Genomic DNA, 24,196 nt, shown 5'->3' with positions numbered 1-24,196 from the left:
ATACTGTGCGACGCGTGCTGCGGGGGGTCGAACAGGCGGGTACGTGGCTCCGCCATGCCCTGTGACCGGCGCGCATCGCGCGCTCCGGCGTCGCCGCAGGGGCAACTCCGGGATGGCTCAGTCTCACAACCGGTCGCATCCCACACAAGGTACCCGAGCCGGGACGTGACTCCTCGTTGTGACGAGTCACACGTAGGACACAACCGTGTATCGACGCAGGGTTACCGTTTCTCCGCCAGCAGCAGGTCCGCCGCCAGGGACTCCTCGTGCGCCGCCGCACCCGGCCCCCGCCGGGCCCTCACCCATGCCCGTTTCAGGTACATATGTACGTCGGCCTCCCAGGTGAAGCCCATGCCGCCGTGGATCTGGAGGCAGTCGCGGGCCCCGCGCACCGCCGCTTCGTCGGCGAGGAGCCGGGCGGCGGCGATGTCGAGCGGGTCGGCGGTCACGGCGGCCGCGTAGACCGCTGCCCGCGCCACCTCGGTGCGTACCAGCATCTGGGCGCACAGGTGCTTGACCGCCTGGAAGGAGCCGATGGGGCGGCCGAACTGCTGCCGTTCGCGGGCGTATAGGACGGCCATGTCGCAGGTGCGGGATGCGCCGCCGAGTTGTTCGGCGGCGGTGAGCAGCCCGACCGAAGAGTGGTCGGCGCCCGCCGTCGTGGGCAGAACGGCGGGCACGCTGTGCAAGGGCGTCAGCGGATCGACCGAGCGCAGGGGCACGGCCCCGACGGCGTCTCCCTGAACGACGTCGGCCTCGTCCAGCCACTCCACCAGCGTCCCGTCCACGGCCGTGACCACCGTCAGCCCCTCGGCGGCCCCGGGGACGGTGCCCGCGGCGAGGTGCGTGGCCACCAGCGGTCCCGGCAGCAGGGCGCGGCCCGCCTCCTCGAAGGCCAGTACGGCCTCCGGCAGTCCAAGCCCGACCCCGCCCTCCGCCTCCGGCAGACGCAGCGCGAAGAAACCTGCCTCGCCGAGCTCGCGCCACAGGGCGCGGTCCAGCCTGGCCGCCGCCCCGTCCACACCGGCCTGGTCCACGGCCGCCCGCAGCGCCTCGCGCCCGAAGCGGCCGGCCAGCAGCTCTCGTACGCCCGACTGCAAGGCGCGCTGGTCGTCCGTCAGTTGGAAGTGCACCCCGGGCTCACCGATCCTTCCGTCCGTCGCGGTCCTTCGGGAGGCCGAGGATGCGCTCGGCGACGATGTTCTGCTGGATCTGGGATGTGCCCGCGGCGATGGTGTACGAGAGCGAGGAGAGCCGGTCCAGGGTCCACTCGCGGGACAGGTCCAGCGCACCCGGGCCCAGGACCTCGGCCGCGGTGTCGTACAGCTCCTGGCGGGCGTGCGAGTAGCGGAGCTTGAAGACCGAACCCCCGACGCCCGGGACCCCGCCGGTCCTCTCCGACTCGCTGACGTTCCACTGGGTGAGCCGCCACAGGGCCCGGAACTCCGCGTTCAGCCTGCCCAGGCGGTGTCTGAGCGCGGTATCGTCCCAGCGGCCGTTCGCCCGCGCCTCACGGGCGAGTTCCCCGAGCACCCGCCGGCAGGCCACGACCTCGCCGACGAACGCCGTGCCGCGCTCGAAGGACAGCGTCACCATCGTCACGCGCCAGCCGTCGTTCTCCTCTCCCACCCGGTTCGCGACGGGCACCCGCACCTCGTCGAGGAAGACCTCCGCGAACTCCGTCGAGCCCGCGAGGGTCCGCAGCGGCCGGACCGTGACGCCGGGTTCGTCCATCGGCATCGCGAGCCAGGTGATGCCGCGGTGCTTGGGCACGTCGTCGCTGACGGGCTGCGTGCGTACGAGGAGTTCGCACCAGTCGGCGACCTCGGCGTGCGACGTCCAGATCTTCGCGCCGGTGATGACGTAGTCGTCGCCGTCCCGGACGGCCTTCGTACGCAGGGATGCCAGGTCCGAGCCCGCGTCCGGTTCGCTGAAGCCCTGGCACCAGACCTCCTCGCCGCGCAGGATCGGCGGCAGCCAGCGGGCCCGCTGCTCCGGCGTGCCTTCCGCGGCGATCGTCGGGCCCGCGTGCAGCAGCCCCACGAAGTTCGCGCCGACATAGGGCGCCCCGGCCCGTTCCGTCTCCTCCAGGAAGATCAGATGCTGGGTCGGGGTCGCCCCGCGGCCGCCCGCGTCGGCGGGCCAGTGCAGTCCCGCGTACCCGGCGTCGTACAGCATCCGCTGCCAGCCGAGGTCGTACGCCCTGCGCCCGGGCCAGTCGCCCGGGTCGGGCTTCGGCGGGAGCGCGGGCAGCACCTTCGCCAGCCACTCCCGCAGGCCCGCGCGGAACTCTTCCTCTTCCTCGGTGCAGGTGAGGTCCACGCGCGCGCTACTTGTCGAAGTCGAGGTCGAGCATGCGGATGGCGTTGCCCCGCATCAGCTTGTAGACCGTCTCGTCGTCGAGGCCCTTGACGTGGTCGAGGGCGACCTCCTTGGTGTGCGGGAAGGTCGAGTCGACGTGCGGGTAGTCGGTCTCGAAGGTCGCATTGTCCCGGCCGACCACGTCCAGCGAGGCGACCCCGTGCTTGTCGCGGAAGAAGCAGCAGAAGATCTGCCGGTAGTAGTAGGTGGACGGGGGCTCGGGGATCAGATCGCGCACCCCTCCCCACGCCCGGTGCTCCTCCCACACGTCGTCGGCGCGCTCCAGGGCGTACGGGATCCAGCCCATCTGGCCCTCGCTGTAGGCGAGCTTCAGCCGCGGGAACCTCACCAGCACCCCTGAGAACAGGAAATCCATCATCGACGCCATGGCGTTGTTGAAGGACAGCGACGCCTGGACGGCGGGCGGGGCGTCGGGCGACGCGGCGGGCATCTGGGACGACGACCCGATGTGCATGTTGACGACGGTGCCGGTGTCCTGGCAGACGGCGAAGAACGGGTCCCAGTAGCCGGAGTGGATGGACGGCAGCCCGAGGTGGGTCGGGATCTCGCTGAAGGTCACGGCCTTCACGCCGCGGGCCGCGTTCCGCTGGATCTCGGCCACCGCCAGTTCGATGTCCCACAGCGGGACGATGCACAACGGGATGAGCCGGCCGCCGCTGTCACCGCACCACTCCTCGACCATCCAGTCGTTGTAGGCGCGTACGCAGGCGAGCGCGACCTCCTTGTCGTGCGCCTCGGCGAACGTCTGACCGCAGAAGCGGGGGAAGGTCGGGAAGCAGAGCGACGCCTCGACATGATTCAGGTCCATGTCCTTGAGGCGCTCGGCCGGGTCCCAGCAACCGCGCCGCATCTCCGCGCGCGTGATGCCCTCCAGCGTCATGTCGTCGCGGTCGAAGCCGACGGCGGCGATGTTGCGCTTGTACGGGAACTTCAGGTCCTCGTAGATCCACCAGTCGGTCGGCGGGCCGTCCGGGTCCATGGTGATCTGGTACTTCCCGCCGACGTACGCGAGCTCCCCGATGCCCGCGGTGAGCGGCTTGGGGCCGTGGTCGCGGTACTTCTCCGGCAGCCAGGTCTCGAAGAGATGCGCCGGCTCGATCACATGGTCGTCGACGCTGATGATCCGAGGCAGTTCGGTCATGTGTCCGTGTTCCCTCCGGCGTTTCCGGTGGCCCGTACCCGGCCCGCCGGCGCCCGTCGTCGCTGTTCGACCCTCGGCACTTCTGACGATCCGTCAGATATTTTCCTGCAGCCAGGCTAGCCCCGCACCCCTGGACCGGCAAGGCGCCGAGCCCTACGCTCTCGGCACGATCTGACTAGTCGTCAGTTGTTGTCAGTTACGAGGGGACGGAACGCCGTGACCGACACCGCACACGCACTGGGCGCGTCCCGGACGCTCTGGGAGCTCGTCGACCGCCGCGCCGCACTCACCCCCGACGCCCCTGTCCTGCTCCAGGACGACCGGCGCCTCACCTTCGGCGCCCTACGGGACCGCGCCGAGCGCGTCGCGGCCGGTCTGTACGGCATGGGCGTACGGCCCGGGACCGTCGTCGCCTGGCAGCTGCCCACGCGCATCGAGACCGCCCTGCTCTCCCTCGCGCTGGCCCGGCTGGGCGCGGTGCAGTCACCGGTCATCCCCTTCTACCGGGACCGCGAGGTCTCCTTCGCGCTGACGGAGTCGAAGGCCGAGTTCTTCGCGGTCCCCGGTGTCTGGCGGGGCTTCGACCACACCGCGATGGCGCGGCGGCTCGACGCGAAGGGCGTCTTCGAGGCGTACGACTCGCTCCCGGAGGGCGACCCCGCCGTACTGCCCCCGCCGCCCGCCGACGGCACGCAGGTCCGCTGGGTCTACTGGACGTCGGGCACCACGTCGGACCCCAAGGGCGTGCTGCACACGGACCGTTCGCTGATCGCGGGCGGCGCCTGTCTCGCCCACGCCCTGCGCCTGTCGACGGACGACGTCGGCTCGATCGCCTTCCCCTTCGCCCACATCGGCGGGCCCGACTACACCGTCATGCTGCTGCTGTACGGGGTACCGGCCGTCATGTTCGAGCAGTTCGCGCTGCCGGAGGCGCTGGAGGGCTACCGGCGGCACGGCGTGACCATCGCGGGCGGCTCGACGGCCTTCTACTCGATGTTCCTCGCCGAGCAGCGCAGACAGCCCGGCCGGAAGCTCCTCCCGACGCTGCGCCTGCTCGCCGGCGGCGGCGCACCGAAGCCGCCCGAGCTGTACCACGCCGTCGTACGCGAGATGGGCTGCCGGCTTGCGCACGGCTACGGCATGACCGAGGTACCCATGATCACCATGGGCGATCCGGACGACACCGCCGAGAACCTCGCGACCACGGAGGGCCGTCCGCCCGAGGGCATGGAGATACGGATCACCGACGCGAAGGGCGCTCCGCTGCCCGCGGGGACGGACGGCGAGGTGCGGCTGCGCGGAGAGGCCGTCTGCCAGGGGTATCTCGATCCGGCCCAGAGCGCGCAGGTCTTCGACACCGAGGGCTTCCTCATCACGGGAGACCTGGGGCATCTCACGCCCGGCGGACACCTGGTGCTGACGGGACGCGTCAAGGACGTCATCATCCGCAAGGGCGAGAACATCTCCGCCAAGGAGATCGAGGACCTGCTGCATCAGCACCCGGCCGTGGGCGATGTCGCCGTGATCGGGCTGCCCGACCCGGAACGGGGCGAGCGCGTCTGCGCGGTCGTGGAACAGCCGGCGGGGGCCGAGAAGCTGACGCTGGAGACGGTCACGGCCCATCTGCGGGCGGAAGGGCTGTCCGTGCACAAGCTGCCGGAGCAGCTGGAGCTGGTGGACGCCCTTCCGCGCAACGAGACCCTGCGCAAGGTCCTCAAGTACAAGCTGCGGGAGCGGTTCGCGGGGGCGTGAACCCCGGAGGCATGAACCCTGGAGGCGTGAACCCCAGGGTCGCCGCGCGAGCGGGTTACTCGGGAACGGTGAAGTAGCGCGCGAACGCGGAGACGATCTCCGCCTCCGCGACGCGGCCGTCGCCGTCCGAGTCGAGTGTCGCGGCGGCCGCGGCCGCGATGTCGTCGCGCACGCCGAGCACCTTCAGCACGCGCTCGGTCTCCTGGACGGTGGCCGCGCCGTCCCCGTCCGCGTCGGCGACGGCCAGCACGGCGTGCAGGAAGGGACGGGCGATCTCGGCGAACCGCTCCGGGTTGTCACGCAGCCGCTTCACCGCACCGTTCACGAACTCGTCGCGGGAGATCCGCTGGTCGCCGTCCCGGTCCGCGATCCCCGCCATGCCCTGCCAGAACGCCTCAGCCCCGATGTACAGGGCCTGACCCTTGTCGCACCGGGCCGTCGTACCGAACTCGGCGAGCAGCGACTTGGCGGCGCCGCTGAAGTCCTCGCGGTCGATATATCCGTTGCCGTCCTGGTCGAACGTGGCGAAACGGGCAGCGATCTTGCGTTCGTACTCGGTGCTGACCATGGGGTGTCGGGCCGCCTTACGTCACTCGGGGGTGCATCTGGCAGGGAGCGTACGACGCCGGGGCCTGTTCGGGAGACGGAAAACGACGCTTGTACCAAGACCGCAGGAATTCTGGAACAACTGCGTGGCACTGTGCCGTCCAGCGACGGCGTGACCGCAGGTCAGCGACGCGCGGCGCGGGCCGCCCGGAGAGCCCGGGGGGCCGCTCACGCCGAGAGCGGGCCCGCCTCGTCGTCGACGGCCGACGCCACGTCGGGATGGATGTCGAAGAGCCGGCGTACACCCAGGGCGGCGAGGACCTTGTTGACGTGGGCGCCTCCCCGGTTCACGGCGGAGGCCGGGTCGAAGGTGGGCGCGGGAAGTATCAGCCGCAGGCGGCCCTGGCAGGAGCGGATCAGGCGGCGGGTGGCGATCAGGACGCCGACCCCGCTGGAGTCGCAGAAGAAGACCTCGGAGAGGTCGAGGACGAGGCTGCGGCGGCCGTCGGCCACGGCGTCGTGCACCCGCTGCCGCAGCAAGGGCGAGGTCACCAGGTCCATTTCACCCGACACGTGCAGAACGACCCACTCGCCCTTTTCGCCTTCTCTCACGCTCAGTGTCACGTCACGTCCTTCGCCAGTCGATCCGGAAGCCTTCCCTTCACTTCCCCTTCGCGGCTGCCCGGCCGTCGTGCCACGAAACGCCCCGGACGCAACCCCTTGGTAGGACGCCCCGCATGAGGAGTCCGGGTGAAGCGGCATCTCCTGAGGCACCTTGTGCATTCGGCCACCCAAGCGCTCACAGTCGCCGCACAATTGAACTCGTTCGGTCTCTTTCGGTCATCTGTGGGCCTCGTATGCTCACAGTACGCGCAAGAGAAGTCGACGGAGGGGCTTCAGGTGGCCAATACCACTTCGAGGCCTGAACTGGACGAGCATTGACGCAAAGAGGCGTGTCCCGCAGTGGCTGCCGACTACATTCGACACAGGGTGGCAGACGCACGGAACGCGCGGCACGACCAGGTGAGGGGATCGCATGGCGAAGGAGTCACCGCCCCGCTGGGACCGCAGGATGCAGCAACGACTGGCGCGCGGCGAGGCGGCGGCGCTCGGTGAGCTGTACGACCGTTTCGCGTCACTCGTGCACGGACTGGCGCACCGCGTCCTCGACGACGAGGAGGACGCCGACCGCATCACACGCGAGGTCTTCGCCCATGTCTGGGAGAACCCCGGGGCGTTCGATCCCCAGCAGGGCCCGTTGCGCTCCTGGGTGGCCACGCTGACCCACCGGCTGGCCGTGCAGCGGCTGCGGCAGACCGAGGCCGCCGCGCTGGCACGGGACGGCTCGGGCACCACGGAGGATCTGGAACGCAAGGTCCGGCGCGCCTCGGCGGCCGCCCGCGCGGACTACATCGTGACGAACATGCCCGCCCCGCTGCGGGCCGCCCTCGAACTGGCGTACTTCCAGCGCCGCGACTACCGGCAGGCCGCCGCCGACCTCGGCGTCACCGAGGACGAGGCGAGGCGCCGGCTCCGTCTCGGTCTGCAACTGCTGTCCACAGCCCACGACAAGGGCGTCTCGGGGACGCCTCCCGGACCGGGGAGGGCGTGGTGAACGGCCCCGAGCGGTTCGAGCCGTACGACGAAGGCCCGGGAGGAACACGGGGAGACGACGCCGCACGGGGAAGCGGGAACGGAGGCGGGAACGGGAACGGGCGCGCAAAGGACCACGGCAACGAGCCGGGCGCCGTGCCGCCGCGCATCCCGACACCCCGCTCCTCCGTGGAGGACGGCGAGCAGCCGCTGCCCCCCAGCGCGCCGACGACCACGTCCACGCCCCTGGTACTCGAGCACCGGGTCCTCAAGTCGCTCCTGGGGGCCTGGGCCCTCTCCGCGTGCTCGGCGGAGGAGGCGGAGGCCGTCGAGGCACATCTCGGCACCTGCGGACCGTGCGCCGAGGAGGCGCTGCGGCTGCGCGACGCGGTGGCGCTACTGCATCCGGCGGAGCCTCTCGACCTCGACCCGATGCTGCGCACCCGGGTCCTGGAGGGCTGCCTCGACCGGCGGCCGCCACGCTTCCCGGTGCCGGACTGGGTCGCTCCGTACGACGCGGAGACAGCGCGTCTCGACGCACTGCTGCAGGACTTCGGCGACTCGGAGTGGCACGCCCCGGTGCGGCTGCGGTGGTTCGACGGCGACGGGCTCGTGAGCCGCAAGACCACCGTCGCGGGGGTCCTGGCGCATCTGATGATGGTCGACGGCCTGGTGGCGCTCGCGCTCGGCCTGGACGATCTTCCCCCGATGGTCGAGGCGTCCGGGCGCGCCGGTGACCCGAGCAGGGCCCGTCCGGGCCCTGCCGAGCGCACCGAGGCGTACTGGCGCGCGTCACACCGGCCGCCCACCCGTGCGGTACGCGGGCCGTGGCGCGACCAGACCCATACGCTCGTGAGCACGGTGGCCTTCGAGGCCGGGCGCGCCTCCGAGGCCCCTGTCTTCGCCGCCGCCTCCGGTGCGGGATCACCAGGGCCGGGCAGCCTGTCCGTCGACTACGGCGACTTCGAACTGCCCCTGCGCGACTCCATGCTGGACCGCGCCTTCGAGTGCTGGGTGCACGCGGGGGACATCGCGGACGCCGTGGACTACCCGTACGGGCCGCCGGCCCCGCGCCATCTGCACCGCATGTTCGACCTGGCGGCGCGTCTCCTGCCGAACGCGCTCGCGGCGCGGCGGCGCGCCGGGCTCGCGAGCCCGCCCCACCGGCTGGTCGCCGCCGGATCTCCCGGCCGCAGCCTGCGGCTGGAGGTCGAGGGGGCCGGCGGGGGCGAGTGGTTCATCGCCCTCGACTCCCCCGGAGCCGTCGCATCCGCCGATCACGAGGTGGCGCACATCGCCCTGGACGGCGTCGAGTTCTCCCGGCTGGCCGCGGGGCGCGTCGCCCCCGACGAGACGGTGGCGGGCCTCGCCGGCGACCGCAAAGCCATCAGGGACGTACTGTTCGCGGCGGCTTCGCTGAGCAGGATGTAGCCGCCCTCGCCGGCGCCGGGCCGCGCACCCAACCCCCGGGCAACCACGGACTACGGCACCCGAAGCAGAACCTCAGGCGAAGATCACCGTACGGTGCCCGTTCAGTAGGATCCGGTGCTCCGCATGCCACTTGACGGCCCGCGCCAGCGCCTGGCACTCCACATCCCGCCCGATCGCCACCAACTGCTCCGGCGTCACCCCATGGCCGACCCGCTCGACCTCCTGCTCGATGATCGGCCCCTCGTCGAGGTCGGCCGTCACATAGTGCGCGGTCGCACCGATCAGCTTCACACCGCGTGCGTGCGCCTGGTGGTACGGCTTCGCGCCCTTGAAGCTCGGCAGGAACGAGTGGTGGATGTTGATGATCCGGCCGCTCAGCGCCTTGCACAGGTCGTCGGAGAGCACCTGCATATAGCGGGCCAGCACCACCAGTTCCACGTTCTCCGCGCGGACCAGCTCGAGCAGCTGCGCCTCCGCCTGCTCCTTGGTGTCCCGCGTGACCGGAATGTGGTGGAACGGAATGTCGTACGACGCCACGAGCTCGGCGAAGTCCGTGTGGTTGGACACGACCGCCGCGATCTCCACGGGCAGCGCGCCGATGCTGGCGCGGAAGAGCAGGTCGTTCAGGCAGTGCCCGAACTTCGACACCAGCAGGACGATGCGCATCTTCTGCTCGGCCTGGTGGATCTGCCAGTCCATCTGGAAGGAGTCACCGACCGCGGCGAAGCTGGCCCGCAGCTTGTCGACGGTCACCGGGGACTCCGCCGAGAAGTGGACCCGCATGAAGAACAGTCCCGTGTCGTGGTCGCCGAACTGCTGGCTGTCCTCGATGTTGCAGCCGGTCATGAAGAGATAGCTCGACACGGCGTGCACGATGCCCTTCTTGTCCGGGCAGGAGAGGGTAAGGACGTACTGCTCAGGGGACACGGAAGACCCAGCCGACTGCTCACTCATGGGGCCAGGGTCCCACAGCAGCCCCGGCTGCGGGCAAGCTCACCTCCCGGCGTCTCAAGAGCCGGGAGGCGGCACACCGGTGGCGACAGTGCGTAGACGCATCGGCACAGAAAGCGACCACGTGCGGTGTGCCCGGGCCTCAAGGGTGGCCATGAGGCCCCAGGGAACCCAGCCGCCTCAGGCGGACCGGGTCAGTATCCGCAGCACCTCGAGCGTCCGCGGCGGCGCGTCCGGGTCGTCCCCGTCGCTCATCGCGAGCCGCACGTGCGCGTCCCTCGCGGCCCGCACCGCCTCGGGCCACCCGTGGTGGTCGAGATACGCGGACACCGGGGCGTCCGGCCCCACCTGATGCATGATCCGCAGCACGCGCAGCACCGCCGTGTCCACGAGGGCCGCCTCCTGCGAGTCGCGGAAGATCGTCCCCACGTACTTCTCGGCGGACCAGTTGTCGAGCCAGGTGTCCTCGACCAGGCGGTACACGGCGTCGGTGACGTCTCCGTACCCCTCGACACCTGCCAGCCAGACGTCCCGCTGGAAGGCGGGCTCGGAGAGCATGTGGAGAGCGGAGCGGACATTGCTGCGCCAGCGCCACCACGGCATGTCGTTCACAGGCATGCCGCCCATGGTGGTGTAGCGGCGGCCGCGACGGGAAGACTTCTCCGAACCTTGCACGGTCATCGATCGTACGTTCCCCGTTCGGTCGACCGATCCGACCCCCGCAATTCACCCAGGCGTCACCATGCGTTGCCCCAAGATCACGCCTGGGTTAGAGATGCGAGGGAATCGTGCATGCCCATGACCGGCAGGCGACGCATGAGCCCCACCAATCCCGCTCCTCCCCGCCCGGCCAAGGCGGCCCTGCTCACCGCAGGAGCCTTGGCCGTGTGTGCGTCCGTCCTCGCCGCATGTGGCGTTCTCCCTGGGGCTGCGGGGGGCTCCAGGGAGCCCGTCACGGTGATGACCATGGCGCCCGAGAAGACGGAGGCGACCAACAAGCCCGGCATGCCCGCCATGGCGCTGGCGTACGCACGCTGGATCAACGCGAGCGGCGGCATCGGCGGCCGCGAGCTGAAGGTCATCACCTGCAACGACCACAACGACACCGTGGGCGCCGCGGACTGCGCGCGGCGCGCCGTCGAGGAGAACGTGGTCGCGGTCGTCGGCTCCTACAGCCAGTTCGGCCGGTCCTTCCTCGCCCCGCTGGAGGGCGCCGGCATCCCCTACATCGGCGGCTACGGCCTCACCGACGACGAGTTCACGAGCCCGCTGTCGTACCCCGTGAACGGCGGCCAGCCCGCGCTCATGGCCGGCCTCGGCCGCCAGCTCGCCAAGACGTGCTCGCGCGTCGCGCTCGTGCGTCCCGACACGATCGCGGGCGACCAGCTCCCGCCGCTGTTCGACGCCGGCCTCGCCGCGGGCGGCCGCGGCAAGGCCATCGACGTACGTGCCGTCGAGGACGCCACCGACTACACGCCGCAGGCCGGCCAGGCCCTCGCGCAGGCGAGCGCCGATCCCGTCACCGAGGGCTGTGTGACGGCCGCGCTGGGCGACCGCACCGACACGTTCTTCGACTCGTTCCGGCGCACCCGCGAGGAGTACCCGGCCGTCCGGATCGCCTCGGTGCTCGGCTCCGTCGACCAGTCGGTCGTCGACCGTACGGGCGGCAGGAGCGGCGTGTACGAGGGGGCTTTGGTCACCGGCTGGTACCCCGTGTCGAGCGACCACCGCTGGGACACCATGCGCAAGGTCATCAACGAGCACGCCTTCGGTGACAACCGGATCGACCCCACGGACGCGGGCGTGCAGACCACCTGGATCGCCTACACCGTGCTGAAGCAGGCCGTGGAGTCGCTCGGTGACGGCGAGGTGACGGCCCACACCGTCCGGGACGCCCTCGACGACGGCCTCAAGGTCCACACGGGCGGCCTCACGCCGCCGCTGAGCTGGCGCTTCGAGGACATGATCGCGGTCAGCGACTTCCCGCGCCTGGTCAACGCGTACGTCACCTTCCAGAAGGTCAGCGGCGGGCGCCTGGTGTCGGCGCAGAAGGGCTTCGTCGACATGGCGAAGACGCTGGAGAACAGCTGACGCGCCGGCCCGGCCCGACCCGCCTGCCACGCCCGGCCGCGCGTCGGCTCACCCCTTGCTGACCGCCGCCAGGATCTCCGGCAGCCGCCGCGCCGTACGGGGCGCGGCCAGGCGCAGGCCCAGAGCCGTGACGCCCGCCCCGTACGCCGTGCCGAGAGGCAGCAGCAGCCAGGTCCAGGCGTCCGCGCCCGCGACGTGCAGCCAGATGGTGAAGGCGAGCACCGGGGCGCACAGCAGGGCCGCTGACACCATGCCGCCGAAGATCGAGATCCAGGCGAGGCCGGCCTGTCCGGGGGCCACGTTCTTGTAGCCCTCCTGCGGGATGGAGTAGGGGAAGCGGGACGAGGACCAGGCGCCGGTGGCGAGCATGGCGCCGAGAAGGGCGAAGGACAGGCCCAGGACCTCGGGGAGCGCCGGCCAGTCGCCGAGCGTGGCGGTGGTCACGACGGTCACCAGCGTCGCGTACGGCAGGGTGATCACCAGCAGGGCCAGGGCGCGGCCGCGGAGTTCGAGGTACGCGTCGCGGGTCGAGGAGATCGTCATCGCGACCATCCAGAAGGCCGAGGTGTCCTGGCCGAACTGGTTGTACATCTGGATGCCGAGCATTCCGGCGGCGAAGCACGCGAAGTAGACCGAGCCGGTGCCCTGGAGAGCGTTGAAGAGCGGGACGATCAGGCCGATGGCCAGTGACGTGATCCAGGCCGCCTTGGTCTTGGGGTCGCGCCATATGTAGCGCAGGCTGCGTTCCATGACGGTGGCGGTGCGGCTGGGTGTGCCGCCCCGGGCGTCGGCCCTGAGGAAGGGCAGCAGGCGGGCCGGCCCCGTCGCGCCGCGCGCCCCGTCCGGCTTCGGCCCTGCGGCGCCGAGCGTCGAACCGTCGGGCGAGGTCATCAGGCGGGTCAGGTTGCGCTGCCAGGAGCGGAGGAGCACGGCCAGCGCGGCCGCGGTCAGGGCGAGTTGGGCGAGCGCGGTGGCGTACGCGCCGTCGCTGACCGAATCGACCGCGTCGAGGGCAGCCGCGGGCGGGATCCAGCGGAGCACGTCGGCGAAGGGCTCGAGCGGGGCGAGGCCGCCGGCCGCACCCAGCCGCTGGGCGCCGAAGTTGACGAACTGGGCGCCGACGGCGACGACGAGACCGCTGAGCACGGCCAGGTCGCGGCCTTTGCGGCTGGTCAGCAGCCGCACATTGGCGGCGGCGACGGCACGGGCCAGGGCGACGCAGACGAGGAGCGTCAGGGCGATCGCCAGGACGCCGACCGCGAAGGCCGCGGCGCCGTGCGCGACCGCGATCACCGCGCCCGCCACGAGGCAGAGGCTGAACAGCGGTCCGATGCCCACGAGGGATGCCACCAGCAGGGCCCGTACGAGAGGCGCGGGGCGCAGCGGGAGCATCACGAGGCGTGTGGGGTCGAGGGTTTCGTCGCCGCTCGGGAAGAACAGCGGCATCACGGCCCAGCCGAGCGCGAGCACGGCGACGAGCAGGACACCGACGGCGGCGGCGTGCTCGTTGCCCCGCAGGGCGATGAGGCCGACCAGTTGGACCGCGGCGAAGAGCAGCGCGACGACCATGGAGGCGATGTAGGCGGCGCTGCGCCCGGTGGACTGCCTCAGTCCGTTGCGCAGCAGCGACACCTTCAGCCGTACGAAGACGGAGGTCAGGGACTCCGCGGTGGCGCCGTCGGATACTGCCGCGGTGGTGCGGGTGGTGCTCATCGGGCGCCGCCGCCGAGCCAGTCGAGATCGGACCCCGTGGTGCGGGAGCCGGCGCCGACGAGTTCGAGGAATGCTTCCTGCAGCGAGTGCGCCGTCCCGCGTACCTCCTCGAGGGTGCCGCGGGCGCGGATACGGCCGGCGGCCATGACGGCGACCCAGTCACACAGGGACTCGACGAGCTCCATCACGTGGGAGGAGAAGACGACCGTCGCGCCGGAGGCCGTGTAGCGCTCCAGGACTCCGCGGATCGTCTGGGCGGACACGGGGTCGACGCCCTCGAACGGTTCGTCGAGGAAGAGCACTTCGGGGTTGTGGAGCAGGGCTGCCGCGAGCCCGATCTTCTTGCGCATGCCGGTCGAGTAGTCGACGACGAGTTTGTGCTGGGCCCCCGCGAGGTCGAGTACGTCGAGGAGCTGGGCGGCGCGCTTGTCGACCTCCGCGCCGGGCAGGCCCCGCAACCTGCCGGTATAGGAGAGCAGTTCGCGGCCGGAGAGCCGCTCGAAGAGCCGCAGCCCTTCGGGGAGTACGCCGATACGGGCCTTCACCTGGGCCGGGTCCCGCCACACGTCGTGGCCGGCGACCTCGACGGTGCCGTGGTCGGGGCGCAGCAGCCCGGTCACCATGGACAGGGTGGTCGTCTTTCCCGCGCCGTTGGGGCCCACAAGGCCGATGAAGCGGCCCGCGGGCAGTTCCAGGTCGATTCCCGCGACCGCGATCTGCTCCCCGAACCGCTTCCACAGCCCCTGCACGCGCACCGCCGGCGCGCCCGCCGCTTCGTCTGCCACTCGCCGGCCTCCCGTCGCTTCTGCGAGCAGAATACGGGGGGAGCCTGAGGTTCCGTCGCGGCGACGGCTCTCGGCCGGGCAGGGTCTCAGCGCTTGCCGTCCCGCCCGCACGCATACGCCACCGGCGAGATGATCTCCTCCGCTTCGGGCAGCCACCGGTTGGAGACGGTGGGGCGGCAGGCCCACTGAACGGCCCCGCGCCCGCCGACCCGTGTGGGCGGCGCGGCGACGTAGGAGCCTTCGCCGAGGGCGACGAGGTCCAGCGAGTGGGGCGACCACCCCAGCTTCCGCACGAGATCGGTGACCTTGGCCGCGCCGCCCGGCTGCACCAGGAAGTGCATCCGGCGGTCAGGGGTGCGGGTCACCGGGCCGAGCGTGGCGCCCATGCGCTCCATGCGGGCCAGGGCCAGGAAGCCGGCGGTCTCGGGCACGTCGAGCACGTCGAACGAGCGCCCTGTGGGCAGCAGGATCGATGCCGCGGGCTGCCTCGACCACAGGCGGCGCACGCCGGTCGCGCTGCCGGTCGCCTGCGTGGGCCAGTCCTCGCGGGCGGCGTGGGCGCCGGGCGCCTCGCACGCCGGGTCACCACAGGAGCACCGCTGAGTGCCCTCGACGGGCTCCAGCCAGGTGCCGGGAAACACGTCCCAGTGGCGCTCTTCCGCGTAACTCACGGCGGCTTCCAGCAGCGAGGTGCCACGTGCCGTGTCGTGGGCTGCTCCGCGCTGCTTGGGGATCTGCGCGGTTGACGTCACTCCGATGGTCATCTCATCCACGACGGCCTCAACTCCGTTCATCCGCAAGGGTTACGGCCGCCACACCCGGCACATCGGCGCATCGTTCCTTCATTCGGGGCGCACGGGTGCACGGCCGGGGCGCGTATGAGGATCGGCGCCAGGGGACGGGTAGGCAGCCGTGGGGTGCAACCGCACTTACCCCGGCATATCTCCCATATCCCGCATCTTCCGTTCGTTCGTGGGGCATTGATCTTCGCGGACACGACTTTCCGGCGCACGGGCAGGCAAGCACCGTAGCCACAGAGCGAGTGAGCCGAAGGGGCGCGCCGGAGGCGAACCGCAGAAAGCAGGGGGTACACGCCATGGCCGCAAGGCCTCTCGTCGCGCGGCAGCCGAACGAACGGCTGCAGGCGCTCATCCAGGAAGCCGGCTGCTCCAACGCGGGCCTCGCCCGCCGCGTCAACATGTGCGGCGCGGAGCACGGGCTCGACCTGCGGTACGACAAGACGTCGGTGGCCCGCTGGCTGCGCGGGCAGCAGCCGCGCGGACGAGCGCCCGCGATCATCGCGGAGGCGATCGGACGCAAGCTCGGCAGGACCGTCACGATCGACGAGATCGGCATGGCCAACGGCAAGAACCTGGCGGCCGGCGTCGGGCTGCAGTTCTCACCGACCGTCCTCGGCGCCATCGAGCAGGTCTGCGAGCTGTACCGCAGCGACGTGGGGCGCCGGGACTTCCTGTCCGGCTCGTCCGTCGCCTCGTCCGCGCTCGTCGAGCCCAGCCGGGACTGGCTGATCTCCGCGCCGGACCTGCAGGTCGCCCGGGCCGCCGGGCCGCGCGTCGGGCCCGCCGACGTCGCCGCCGTGCGCTCGATGACCCAGGCGCTGGTGGACCTGGACCACCAGTACGGCAGCGGACACGTACGGCCGGTCGTCGTCCACTACCTCAACAGCGTCGTCTCCGGACTGCTGGCCGGTTCGTACCGAGAGGCGGTCGGGCGCGAACTCTTCGCCACCGTCGCCCGGTTGACGGAGCTGGCCGGCTACATGGCGATCGACACCGGCCAGCCGGGGCTCGCCCAGCGCTACTACATCCAGGCCCTGCGCCTCGCACAGGCGGCCGGCGACCGCGGCTACGGCGGATACGTCCTGGCCGCGTCCATGAGCCACCTCGCGGCCCAGCTCGGCAACCCCCGCGAGATCGCACAGCTCGCACGCGCCGCACAGGAGGGCGCCCGCGGCCGGGTCACACCGCGCGCACAGGCCATGTTCTACGCCGCCGAAGCCCGCGGACACGCCCTGCTGGGGGACGCGCGGGCCGCCCAGGCCGTGATCGGCAAGGCCGTCTCGGCGATGGAGCAGGCCGATCCCGCCTCCGGCGACGACCCGGCGTGGATCGCGCACTTCGACGAGGCGTATCTGGCCGACGAACTGGCGCACTGCCACCGCGACCTGGGGCAGCCGGACGCCGCCGCCCGGCAGGCCGAGGAGTCCCTCGCCAGGCACCCGCAGTCACGCGTGCGGCGCCGCGCGATCGGCCTGGTGCTCCTGGCGACGGCACAGGTGCAGAAACGCGAGGTCGAGCAGGCCTGCCACACCGGGCTGCGGGCCATCGAACTGCTCGGCGGACTGCGGTCGAACCGGGGCGCGGAGTACCTCGACGACTTCCAGGAGCGACTGGCGCCGTACCGCGACGAGCCTGCGGTGCGGGAGTTCGGAGCACGGCTGGAACTGCAGGCGGCGTGAGGGGCACGGCGGCGACGGCGCGGGCGGAACGTACCGGGGCAGGTGCCGCCTGACGGGACCGAGCGGGCGCATGGCGGGGCGCGAAGGGGGGCGTATACAGCGCCGGGCCCGCAGGTTTTGTTACTGCGGTCACTGTGGCCGCAGTAACGTCCTGAGCTGCATGGCATCGCCGAGCGGCCACCCGGTAGCGTGAACCGACGATTCCGTAAGTACCCCAGTCGTAGGAGTCCCGGTGACGCAGAGCGGACAGGGCGAGGAGCCGCGTCTTCCCGCGGCGCGGCCCGTGCGAGAAGGCATCGTGCTGCCCGCTGACGGCGGCGAGCCGCTGCTCCCGGGCACCGCGAGCGACCAGACGGCTCCGGCCGGAGGCGACCCCTGGGGCCAGCCGTGGGGACCGGGGCAGGCACCAGCCGCCCCACCGGCGCCTGGTTCGTCCGGATACGAGTGGGGAGCGACCGCGGGCCAGGGTGCCCCCGGCGCCGGGGCACCGGGAGGTCCCTACGGAGGCGCACCGGGCTGGGGAGCAGCTCCGGGTGCCGCCGCCTCGGCCCCGGCACCTTGGGACGCTACACAGCCTCCGCAGCAGCCGGGGGTCGCCCCTTACCCGGGCGCACAGCACTCCGGCGGGCAGTTCCCGGGAGCTCAGCAGCCGGGGGGCGGTCCCGCACCGCTGCCCCCGCCGAACGCCTTCCCGACCGCTGACCAGGGCACCGCGGGTGCGCCGCTGCCGCCGGCTGCCGGATACGGCGGGGCCGGCGGATACGGCGGCGCGCTTCCGGCCCAGCCGACGGGCTACGGCACGACACTGCCCGCCAGTGGCCCCGAAGCAGGTCCGGGGGCCGCTGCCCCCACCACCGGATCCGGGCATGCCAGCGGCCCCCAGCCGCCCTACGGGCACGGCACTCCGCCGCCCCCCACCGGACAGACCGGCGCACCCCTCCCGCCCGCCGGCGATCCGGCCGCCCAGGCGACGCAGTACATCCCGCCTGTCGCGGGCGCTGGAGCCCAGGCCGGAACGCCCGGGAACTTCGACGAAGGCGCCACGCAGTACATCCCACCCGTGGCCCCCGGCGCGCTGCCGCCCGAGGTCGCCGCCGACGCCACCCAGTACCTCGGGCGCGTGCCTCGCAACGACGCGGCCCCCGGGACCGCACCCGACAGCCAGCCCACGCAGTACATCGCCCCCGTGCCCGCACCGCCGCCCGGCGCCCCGTACGGCATCCGGCCCGGTGCTCCTGACGACCGGCAGGCGCCCCCTGCCGAGTTCGACAACCTCTTCCGAACCGACCCGGAGCCCGAAGGGCCCGCGGCCACGCAGCAGTTGCCCCGCTTCCAGCCGCCGACGGCCGCGGCGGGCCACTACGGTGCGGCCACACCGCAGACCGGCGGGTACGCCGCCACGCACCAGGCACCCGACGGCGGCGGCAACGGCCGTACGCGCTCGAAGCTGCCCCTCATCGCAGCCGCCGGCATCGGCATCGCGGTCCTCGGCATCGGCGCGGGCGCCCTCCTCGCCGGTGGCGGCGACGACACGAAGGACGACAGCAAGACCGTCTCCGCGACGGCACCCGCCGGCGAGTCCGCGTCAGCGACCGCCGACCCCGCCAGGGACCAGGCGGTCGCACTCGACAAGCTGCTCGCCGACAGCAACAACAGCCGCGACGCGGTGGTCAAGGCCGTCGCCGACGTCCGTGCCTGCAACAACCTCGGCCAGGCCGCCACCGAACTGCGGAACGCGGCGAAGCAGCGCAACGACCTCGTGACACGCCTCGCGCAGCTCTCCGTCGACGAGCTCCCGGGCAACGCCCAGCTGACCAGCGCCCTCAACAGCGCTTGGAAGGCCTCCGCCTCCGCCGACAACCACTACGCCGCATGGGCCGACGACGTCGCCGGCAAGAAGGGCTGCAGGAAGGGCCAGGCCCGCGTCACCGCAAACCAGCGCGAGGGCGACCGCGCGAGCGGCACGGCCACCACGCAGAAGACCAAGGCCGCCGCACTCTGGAACGCCATCGCGTCGAAGTACGGCCTGACACAGCGCAGGCCGTACCAGCTCTGATCGCCGCCGGCGGGCGGGAAAGGCACCCGGCCCGGAACGCAGACGACCCGCGGGCCATGGTCCCTCCGAGGAGGGAGCCGGCCGGACGTACCGGCGGCCCGCGGGTCGGGTGACTGCGTGGATTTGGCCGGCTGCACGCTCAGCTCGCGTGCTGGTCCGGCACCGCACTCGGTGTGGTGACGGGCCGCTAGCCCGCAGCCACCTCACGCGTCCGGTATGCATACATCTGCCGAACCACCTCCTTTCCGTGTAAGCGCCACACTAGGCACCGTCCGGGGGGAGCCTCAAGGGATTTTCCGAGATGTTCGTGACGGCAGGGTTCCGGTGGATTCCGGCCGTCGAATCTCCAGCCTGTCTCCAGCCCGCAACGATTTCCCGGGAACTCTATGTGTGCTGGGTCACGTTCGAGTTGAATGATCCGTGATGCGGTACACGTTGGGCGCGACGCATCGCAGTGAGCACAGCACTACACAGCGCGGTACACGCAGACACGGCCTGCAGGGGGTGCCAGGTGAGTGCTTCCCGGCGTAGTGGGACCACGGACGAGCTGGGGCCTCCGGAGCCCGAGCGGGATGGTTCGGATCTTCTTGCGGCGCTGCTCGACGGCATGGACGCGGCGTTGTGCGCGTTCGACGCGGACGGTGTGGTGACGCACTGGAACCGTGAGGCCGAGCGGATTCTGGGCTGGTCGGCCGCGGAGGCGGTCGGGCGGCGGGGTCTTGCGGGGTGGGCCGTGCGGGCGGCTGATGCCGAGGAGGTCGAGGGGCGGCTGCTGTCGGCGATGCAGGCACCGGGGCGGCAGGTGCACGAGTTCGCGTTGCTGACGAAGGACGGCGGGCGGGTGCTCGTACGGACGCAGTCGGCCGCGGTGCGCGGGCAGGACGGGAAGCCGGCCGGGGTGTACTGCGCGTTCAGCGAGGTGCATGCGCAGATCGATCTGGAGCGGTCGATCGCTCTGAGCGAGGCGTTGTTCGAGGACGCGTCGTGGGGTGTCGTGCTGGTGGATGCGGATCTGCGGCCTGCGCTGGTCAATGCGCATGCGGCGCGGGCGCTGGGTTCGGGGCGTACGGCGCCGTTGGGGCGGCCGCTCGGTGAGCTGCTCGGGCAGGGCGCGGAGGAACTGGAGAGCGCTCTGACGCATGTGCTGGCGGAGGGCACGCCGCCTGCGCCTGCGGAGATGTGGGTGACGGTGCGTACGCCGGACGGTCAGCGGCGGCGGTGCTGGCGGAGCGGGTTTCTGCGGCTGTCGTCGCCGTTGGCGGAGGAGCCGGTGCCGCTGGGGGTGGGCTGGCTGTTCCAGGACGTGACGGAGTCGAAGCAGGCGGAGCAGGAGGCGGCGCTGTTGCGGTTCCGGGCGAACCAGCTGCATCGTGCGGCGCGGGCGGCCGGGGAGTGTGAGGATCCGGCGGAGGCGGCGACGATCCAGTTGGACTTCGCGCTGGCGGGGTTCGCCGATCATGCGCTGATCGATCTTGTGGTGGGTGATCCGGTGGCGGGTGAGCCGGGTGCGGGTGGGGAGCCGGTGCGTCTGGTGCGGGTGACGGCGACGCCTGCCGGTGCGCCGGGGCCGAGTATGCCGGCGCCGGGGGCGGGGTTGCCGGTGCGTTACCGGGAGGGGCATCCGGCGCTGCAGTGTGTGGAGCGCGCGGGGTCGGTGCGGGCGAGTGCGGGTGCGTCGGCTCCTGAGCGTGCGCGGGAGTGGGCCATGGAGCGGCGGTGGCCGGACGATGCGGTGCATGCGTTGTGTGCGGTGTTGCGCAGCCGGGGGCGGACGCTGGGGGCCGTGACGTTTCTGCGGGGCGGTAGCCGGTCCGCGTTCGAGCGGGCGGATGCGATGTACGCGGAGAGCGTCGCCGTACGGATCGCGGCGGCGCTGGATCTGGCGCGGGTCCTGGACAGCGGGAGCAACCGGTAGAGCTCGGGGCCGGTGGAGCTCGGTGCCGGCAGAGCTCAGTACCGGTAGAAGATCCGGTCCGCGTACTCGGTGAATACGCGCGCGTTCCATTCGGCGCCGCCGTCGACGTTGGCCGAGCGCAGCAGCGGGGGGTCGATGCCGCGGGCGGCCAGTTCGCCCGCGGCTGTGGCCATCACGGCCTGGAGGAGTGCGCTGGTGACGACGCCGGAGGCGGGGGCGAAGGGCGCCTCGATGCCTTCGGCGCTCAGTACGGCGTCGCCGATGGCGATCTTGCTGTCGATGACGATGTCGCAGTGGTCCTTGAGGTAGGTGCCGGACGTGTGCCGGGACTTCGTCTCGCTCGCGTACGCCACCGAGGTCACGCCGATGGTGCGCAGGCCGAGGGTGCGGGCGTGCATGGCCATCTCGACGGGGAGCGTGTTGCGCCCGGAGAGGGAGATGATCACGAGGGTGTCGCCGGCGCGGGCCGGGCCTGCGTCGAGTACGGCGCTCGCGAGTCCTTCGACGTGTTCCAGGGCGGAGCCGAGGGTGGCGGGCATGACGTCGACGCCGAGGGTGCCGGGGACGGCGAGGAGGTTCATCAGGGCGAGGCCGCCGGCTCGGTAGACGAGTTCCTGGGCGGAGAGCGAGGAGTGGCCGGCGCCGAAGGCGAAGAGGCGGCCGCCGTCGGCGACGGTGTCGGCGATGAGGGTGCCCGCGGCCGCGATGTTGGCCGTCTCCGCGTCGCGGACCTGCTGCAGCATGCCGATGGCGGCGTCGAAGTACCGCCCGGCCAACGTGGTGTCGCTGTCGCCGTGCTGTCCGGCCGGCCTGCTGTCGGTTCCGTCGCTCATCAGCGTTGCTCCCCGTCCGTCCCGCGAGCGCTCTTCGGCGGCTGCCCTCCGCCGTGTCGGGCCTCACGGTGCTGTCCCGGTCGGTGGCGTGTCAAGACGTGTCCGGCCGGTACGGTTGCGGGGCCGGGCCGTCGGTACACGGCACCGTCCCATGCCCCCGATGCGCGGCCCGTTCCGGGCGGCAGAAGCGAGGCGCGCACGGCGCACTCCAGCGCGCGCGTCCCAGCGCGTGGTTTTCCCGGCGCGGCACGGTTGTCGGTGGGATGCGTCAGAATTGAGTCAGGGCCAGCGCACAAGCCGGTGAGCCGTCGAGCCACTGGCAGAGCTAACGAGGGGCACGTATGTCCGGACTGATCGACACCACGGAGATGTATCTCCGCACCATCCTCGAGCTGGAAGAGGAAGGTGTGGTCCCCATGCGCGCCCGGATCGCCGAGCGGCTCGACCAGAGCGGTCCGACGGTCAGCCAGACGGTGGCGCGAATGGAGCGCGACGGGCTGGTGTCGGTCGCCAGCGACCGCCATCTGGAGCTCACGGACGAGGGCCGCCGACTGGCGACGCGCGTGATGCGCAAGCACCGGCTCGCGGAGTGCCTGCTGGTCGACGTGATCGGCCTGGAGTGGGAGCAGGTGCACGCGGAGGCCTGCCGCTGGGAGCACGTGATGAGCGAGGCGGTCGAGCGCCGCGTCCTGGAGCTGCTGCGCCACCCGACCGAGTCGCCGTACGGCAACCCCATCCCGGGTCTGGAGGAGCTCGGCGAGAAGGATCACGCGGACCCGTTCCTGGACGAGAGCATGGTGTCCCTGGCCGATCTGGACCCGGGCAGCGACGGCAAGACGGTCGTGGTGCGCCGCATCGGGGAACCGATCCAGACGGACGCGCAGTTGATGTACACGCTGCGGCGCGCGGGTGTGCAGCCCGGTTCCGTGGTGAGCGTGACGGAGTCCCCCGGCGGAGTGCTGGTGGGCAGCAGTGGCGAGGCGGCGGAGCTGGACGCGGGCATCGCCTCGCACGTGTTCGTCGCGAAGCGCTGAACCGCTGAGGCGGGCAGCGCCGCCTGGGACCACCACCGCGAAGTCGGCGGGAAGTCAGCGCGAAGCCGACGCGAAATCGCCGGGACACCGGCGTGAAATCGGTGATATTCAGACATCCACCCGAATCCAAGATTCAGTGGGCGGAATGGCAGCGGCCGGACCTTTTGCGTGCCAGGCTGTCGTGAGGTACACGACGTGAGGTCCTGATCGTCTCGGACCGGGTCGGGCCGCAGTCGGACCGGGTCGGGCAGCCCGGTCGGGAGGGGGCGCAGTGATGTGCCGCATACAGACGGAGGGCCCCGGCGCCGATCGGCGCCGGGGCCTGTCTCCCCCTGTTTCGACCCGGAGCCCCGAGCTCTCAGGGTCGTCCCCCTTCGGACCGGTATCCCCGAGCGGTCCGCCTCCCGCTGAAGATCTCCCCTCGGCCGCGCCGGTCAATCCTTGGGAGCGGTCACCCGAAAGAGGGGTGTTGGCGACAAATGGCACATTTTCGAATGAAGGTTCGATAGTGTGCCCGTACGGTGATACGGCTCGAGCCGCTCGGGCCTGACGCGACACGACCGCCAGACACACCGTGACCGGGCCGGCAGACACACAAGGGGGGTGCCAGACCATGGTGCGCATCGACGTGACGGGAGCGGGCGGCGTACGCCTCGCCGCCTGGGAGTTCGCCGATCCTCCCAAGAAGACGGGAGAGGTCGAGCGTGTTCCCGGCGTGCTGTTACTCCACGGCCTCATGGGCCGCGCCTCGCACTGGGCGTCCAGCGCCCGCTGGCTCGCCGAACGGCATCGCGCGGTCGCACTCGACCAGCGCGGCCACGGCCGGAGCGACAAGCCCGCCGAGGGCCCCTACACCCGCGAGGTCTACGTCGAGGACGCCGAGGCGGCCATCGTCCAGCTCGATCTCGCCCCCGCCGTCCTCATCGGCCACGCCATGGGCGCCCTGACCGCCTGGCAGCTCGCCGCCCGCCGCCCCGACCTGGTGCGCGGCCTGATCATCTGCGACATGCGCGCCTCCGCGTTCGGCGCGGCGTCGCAGCGCGAGTGGGAGAGCTGGTTCAAGGCCTGGCCCGTCCCCTTCGCGACCCTCGCCGACGTACGCAAGTGGTTCGGTGAGGACGATCCCTGGGTGGAGCGCCCCAGTCCGTCGCGCGGCGAGTTCTACGCCGAGGCGATGGCCGAGTCCCCCGACGGCTGGCGGCCCGTCTTCGACCCCGAGCAGATGCTGAGGACCCGTGAGACCTGGGTCCACGACGCGCACTGGGAGGAGCTCGCACAGGTCGAGTGCCCCGCGCTCGTCGTGCGCGGACTCGACGGGGAGCTCGGCCGGGCCGAGGCCCAGGAGATGGTGCGGGTCCTGCCGAAGGGCGAGTATGCCGAGGTGGCCGACGCCGGCCCCCTCGTCCACTACGACCAGCCCGAGGCGTGGCGCACGGCCGTCGAACCGTTCCTGAACCGGCTCGGCGTGGATCGGCCGTTCAGCGACTGAGCCGT

Annotated in this window: 20 protein-coding genes; 9 read left to right on the top strand and 11 right to left on the bottom strand. The window is 71.7% G+C overall.

Going from position 1 to position 24,196, the window contains the following annotated elements:
• Positions 1-221: 221 nt before the first annotated feature.
• Genes ACWD4J_RS27520 through ACWD4J_RS27510 form a run of 3 tightly spaced genes read right to left on the bottom strand, consistent with a single transcriptional unit; the run spans position 222 to position 3,523 of the window.
• Entirely contained in the window at positions 222-1,133 is a 912-nt protein-coding gene (locus ACWD4J_RS27520) for an acyl-CoA dehydrogenase family protein (RefSeq protein ID WP_451398109.1), read from the bottom strand.
• A gap of 7 nt (positions 1,134-1,140) precedes the next feature.
• Positions 1,141-2,322: an acyl-CoA dehydrogenase gene (locus ACWD4J_RS27515; protein WP_451398108.1), complete on the bottom strand. Its 1,182-nt coding sequence runs from the start codon at positions 2,320-2,322 to the stop codon at positions 1,141-1,143.
• 7 nt (positions 2,323-2,329) lie between these two features.
• The gene (locus ACWD4J_RS27510; RefSeq protein ID WP_451398107.1) at positions 2,330-3,523 is read right to left on the bottom strand and encodes an amidohydrolase family protein; all 1,194 of its coding nucleotides are present in this window, start codon (positions 3,521-3,523) and stop codon (positions 2,330-2,332) included.
• Positions 3,524-3,739: 216 nt separating this feature from the next.
• Between ACWD4J_RS27510 and ACWD4J_RS27505 the strand changes: the two genes are divergently transcribed.
• On the top strand, positions 3,740-5,275 hold the full coding sequence (locus tag ACWD4J_RS27505; protein ID WP_451398106.1) for a class I adenylate-forming enzyme family protein: 1,536 nt from the start codon (positions 3,740-3,742) through the stop codon (positions 5,273-5,275).
• A 55-nt stretch (positions 5,276-5,330) separates the two neighbouring features.
• Here the strand turns inward: ACWD4J_RS27505 and ACWD4J_RS27500 are convergent, their stop codons facing one another.
• Together ACWD4J_RS27500 and ACWD4J_RS27495 are read right to left on the bottom strand one after the other, a co-directional pair.
• Positions 5,331-5,843, bottom strand: coding sequence for an EF-hand domain-containing protein (locus ACWD4J_RS27500; protein WP_451398105.1), 513 nt, complete (start codon positions 5,841-5,843; stop codon positions 5,331-5,333).
• A 206-nt stretch (positions 5,844-6,049) separates the two neighbouring features.
• Positions 6,050-6,445, bottom strand: coding sequence for an STAS domain-containing protein (locus tag ACWD4J_RS27495; RefSeq protein ID WP_451398104.1), 396 nt, complete (start codon positions 6,443-6,445; stop codon positions 6,050-6,052).
• Positions 6,446-6,857: 412 nt separating this feature from the next.
• Here ACWD4J_RS27495 and ACWD4J_RS27490 point away from each other — a divergent pair, with 412 nt between their 5' ends.
• Entirely contained in the window at positions 6,858-7,436 is a 579-nt protein-coding gene (locus ACWD4J_RS27490; protein ID WP_451398103.1) for an RNA polymerase sigma factor, read from the top strand.
• Positions 7,433-8,845: a zf-HC2 domain-containing protein gene (locus ACWD4J_RS27485; protein ID WP_451398102.1), complete on the top strand. Its 1,413-nt coding sequence runs from the start codon at positions 7,433-7,435 to the stop codon at positions 8,843-8,845. Before ACWD4J_RS27490 ends, ACWD4J_RS27485 begins: the two co-directional genes overlap by 4 nt.
• A 72-nt stretch (positions 8,846-8,917) precedes the next feature.
• Here ACWD4J_RS27485 and purU read toward each other — a convergent pair whose 3' ends face one another.
• Both purU and ACWD4J_RS27475 read right to left on the bottom strand, forming a co-directional pair.
• Positions 8,918-9,799, bottom strand: a complete 882-nt coding sequence (gene purU, locus ACWD4J_RS27480; RefSeq protein WP_451398101.1) for a formyltetrahydrofolate deformylase — start codon at positions 9,797-9,799, stop codon at positions 8,918-8,920.
• A gap of 177 nt (positions 9,800-9,976) precedes the next feature.
• Entirely contained in the window at positions 9,977-10,477 is a 501-nt protein-coding gene (locus ACWD4J_RS27475; protein ID WP_451398100.1) for an SCO4402 family protein, read from the bottom strand.
• A 117-nt stretch (positions 10,478-10,594) separates the two neighbouring features.
• On the opposite strand from ACWD4J_RS27475, the gene ACWD4J_RS27470 reads away from it, so the two are divergent.
• Positions 10,595-11,887, top strand: coding sequence for an ABC transporter substrate-binding protein (locus ACWD4J_RS27470; RefSeq protein WP_451398099.1), 1,293 nt, complete (start codon positions 10,595-10,597; stop codon positions 11,885-11,887).
• A 48-nt stretch (positions 11,888-11,935) separates the two neighbouring features.
• Here ACWD4J_RS27470 and ACWD4J_RS27465 read toward each other — a convergent pair whose 3' ends face one another.
• From ACWD4J_RS27465 to ACWD4J_RS27455, 3 genes are all read right to left on the bottom strand, one after another.
• A complete protein-coding gene (locus ACWD4J_RS27465; RefSeq protein ID WP_451398098.1) occupies positions 11,936-13,600 on the bottom strand; it encodes a transporter in 1,665 nt (554 codons plus the stop codon).
• On the bottom strand, positions 13,597-14,385 hold the full coding sequence (locus ACWD4J_RS27460; protein WP_451398097.1) for an ABC transporter ATP-binding protein: 789 nt from the start codon (positions 14,383-14,385) through the stop codon (positions 13,597-13,599). Before ACWD4J_RS27460 ends, ACWD4J_RS27465 begins: the two co-directional genes overlap by 4 nt.
• 86 nt (positions 14,386-14,471) lie before the next feature.
• A complete protein-coding gene (locus ACWD4J_RS27455) occupies positions 14,472-15,179 on the bottom strand; it encodes a bifunctional DNA primase/polymerase (protein ID WP_451398096.1) in 708 nt (235 codons plus the stop codon).
• Between the two features lie 302 nt (positions 15,180-15,481).
• Between ACWD4J_RS27455 and ACWD4J_RS27450 the strand changes: the two genes are divergently transcribed.
• The 3 genes from ACWD4J_RS27450 to ACWD4J_RS27440 all read left to right on the top strand — a co-directional run bounded on the left by ACWD4J_RS27450 (position 15,482) and on the right by ACWD4J_RS27440 (position 20,835).
• Positions 15,482-16,864: a transcriptional regulator gene (locus ACWD4J_RS27450; RefSeq protein ID WP_451398095.1), complete on the top strand. Its 1,383-nt coding sequence runs from the start codon at positions 15,482-15,484 to the stop codon at positions 16,862-16,864.
• A 232-nt stretch (positions 16,865-17,096) separates the two neighbouring features.
• Positions 17,097-18,920 (top strand): hypothetical protein, encoded by a 1,824-nt coding sequence (locus ACWD4J_RS27445; protein ID WP_451398094.1) that lies wholly within the window; start codon positions 17,097-17,099, stop codon positions 18,918-18,920.
• A gap of 511 nt (positions 18,921-19,431) precedes the next feature.
• On the top strand, positions 19,432-20,835 hold the full coding sequence (locus tag ACWD4J_RS27440; RefSeq protein WP_451398093.1) for a PAS domain-containing protein: 1,404 nt from the start codon (positions 19,432-19,434) through the stop codon (positions 20,833-20,835).
• A gap of 35 nt (positions 20,836-20,870) precedes the next feature.
• Here ACWD4J_RS27440 and ACWD4J_RS27435 read toward each other — a convergent pair whose 3' ends face one another.
• Entirely contained in the window at positions 20,871-21,668 is a 798-nt protein-coding gene (locus ACWD4J_RS27435) for an SIS domain-containing protein (protein WP_451398092.1), read from the bottom strand.
• Between the two features lie 341 nt (positions 21,669-22,009).
• On the opposite strand from ACWD4J_RS27435, the gene ACWD4J_RS27430 reads away from it, so the two are divergent.
• A complete protein-coding gene (locus ACWD4J_RS27430) occupies positions 22,010-22,702 on the top strand; it encodes a metal-dependent transcriptional regulator (protein ID WP_451398091.1) in 693 nt (230 codons plus the stop codon).
• Between the two features lie 613 nt (positions 22,703-23,315).
• Complete coding sequence (locus ACWD4J_RS27425; protein ID WP_451398090.1) at positions 23,316-24,191, top strand: alpha/beta fold hydrolase; 876 nt, start codon at positions 23,316-23,318, stop codon at positions 24,189-24,191.
• The last annotated feature ends 5 nt before the right edge of the window (positions 24,192-24,196 follow it).

Source organism: Streptomyces sp. NPDC002577 (assembly GCF_053594815.1).
This window is presented reverse-complemented; position numbering and strand designations above follow the sequence as displayed.

Bases quoted from the DNA above. Each gene is read 5' to 3' on its own strand.
- ACWD4J_RS27510 (WP_451398107.1), bottom strand. From the start codon at position 3,523: ATGACCGAACTGCCTCGGATCATCAGCGTCGACGACCATGTGATCGAG.
- ACWD4J_RS27500 (WP_451398105.1), bottom strand. From the start codon at position 5,843: ATGGTCAGCACCGAGTACGAACGCAAGATCGCTGCCCGTTTCGCCACG.
- ACWD4J_RS27490 (WP_451398103.1), top strand. From the start codon at position 6,858: ATGGCGAAGGAGTCACCGCCCCGCTGGGACCGCAGGATGCAGCAACGA.
- purU (WP_451398101.1), bottom strand. From the start codon at position 9,799: ATGAGTGAGCAGTCGGCTGGGTCTTCCGTGTCCCCTGAGCAGTACGTC.
- ACWD4J_RS27475 (WP_451398100.1), bottom strand. From the start codon at position 10,477: ATGACCGTGCAAGGTTCGGAGAAGTCTTCCCGTCGCGGCCGCCGCTAC.
- ACWD4J_RS27470 (WP_451398099.1), top strand. From the start codon at position 10,595: ATGACCGGCAGGCGACGCATGAGCCCCACCAATCCCGCTCCTCCCCGC.
- ACWD4J_RS27465 (WP_451398098.1), bottom strand. From the start codon at position 13,600: ATGAGCACCACCCGCACCACCGCGGCAGTATCCGACGGCGCCACCGCG.
- ACWD4J_RS27455 (WP_451398096.1), bottom strand. From the start codon at position 15,179: ATGAACGGAGTTGAGGCCGTCGTGGATGAGATGACCATCGGAGTGACG.
- ACWD4J_RS27450 (WP_451398095.1), top strand. From the start codon at position 15,482: ATGGCCGCAAGGCCTCTCGTCGCGCGGCAGCCGAACGAACGGCTGCAG.
- ACWD4J_RS27435 (WP_451398092.1), bottom strand. From the start codon at position 21,668: ATGAGCGACGGAACCGACAGCAGGCCGGCCGGACAGCACGGCGACAGC.
- ACWD4J_RS27430 (WP_451398091.1), top strand. From the start codon at position 22,010: ATGTCCGGACTGATCGACACCACGGAGATGTATCTCCGCACCATCCTC.
- ACWD4J_RS27425 (WP_451398090.1), top strand. From the start codon at position 23,316: ATGGTGCGCATCGACGTGACGGGAGCGGGCGGCGTACGCCTCGCCGCC.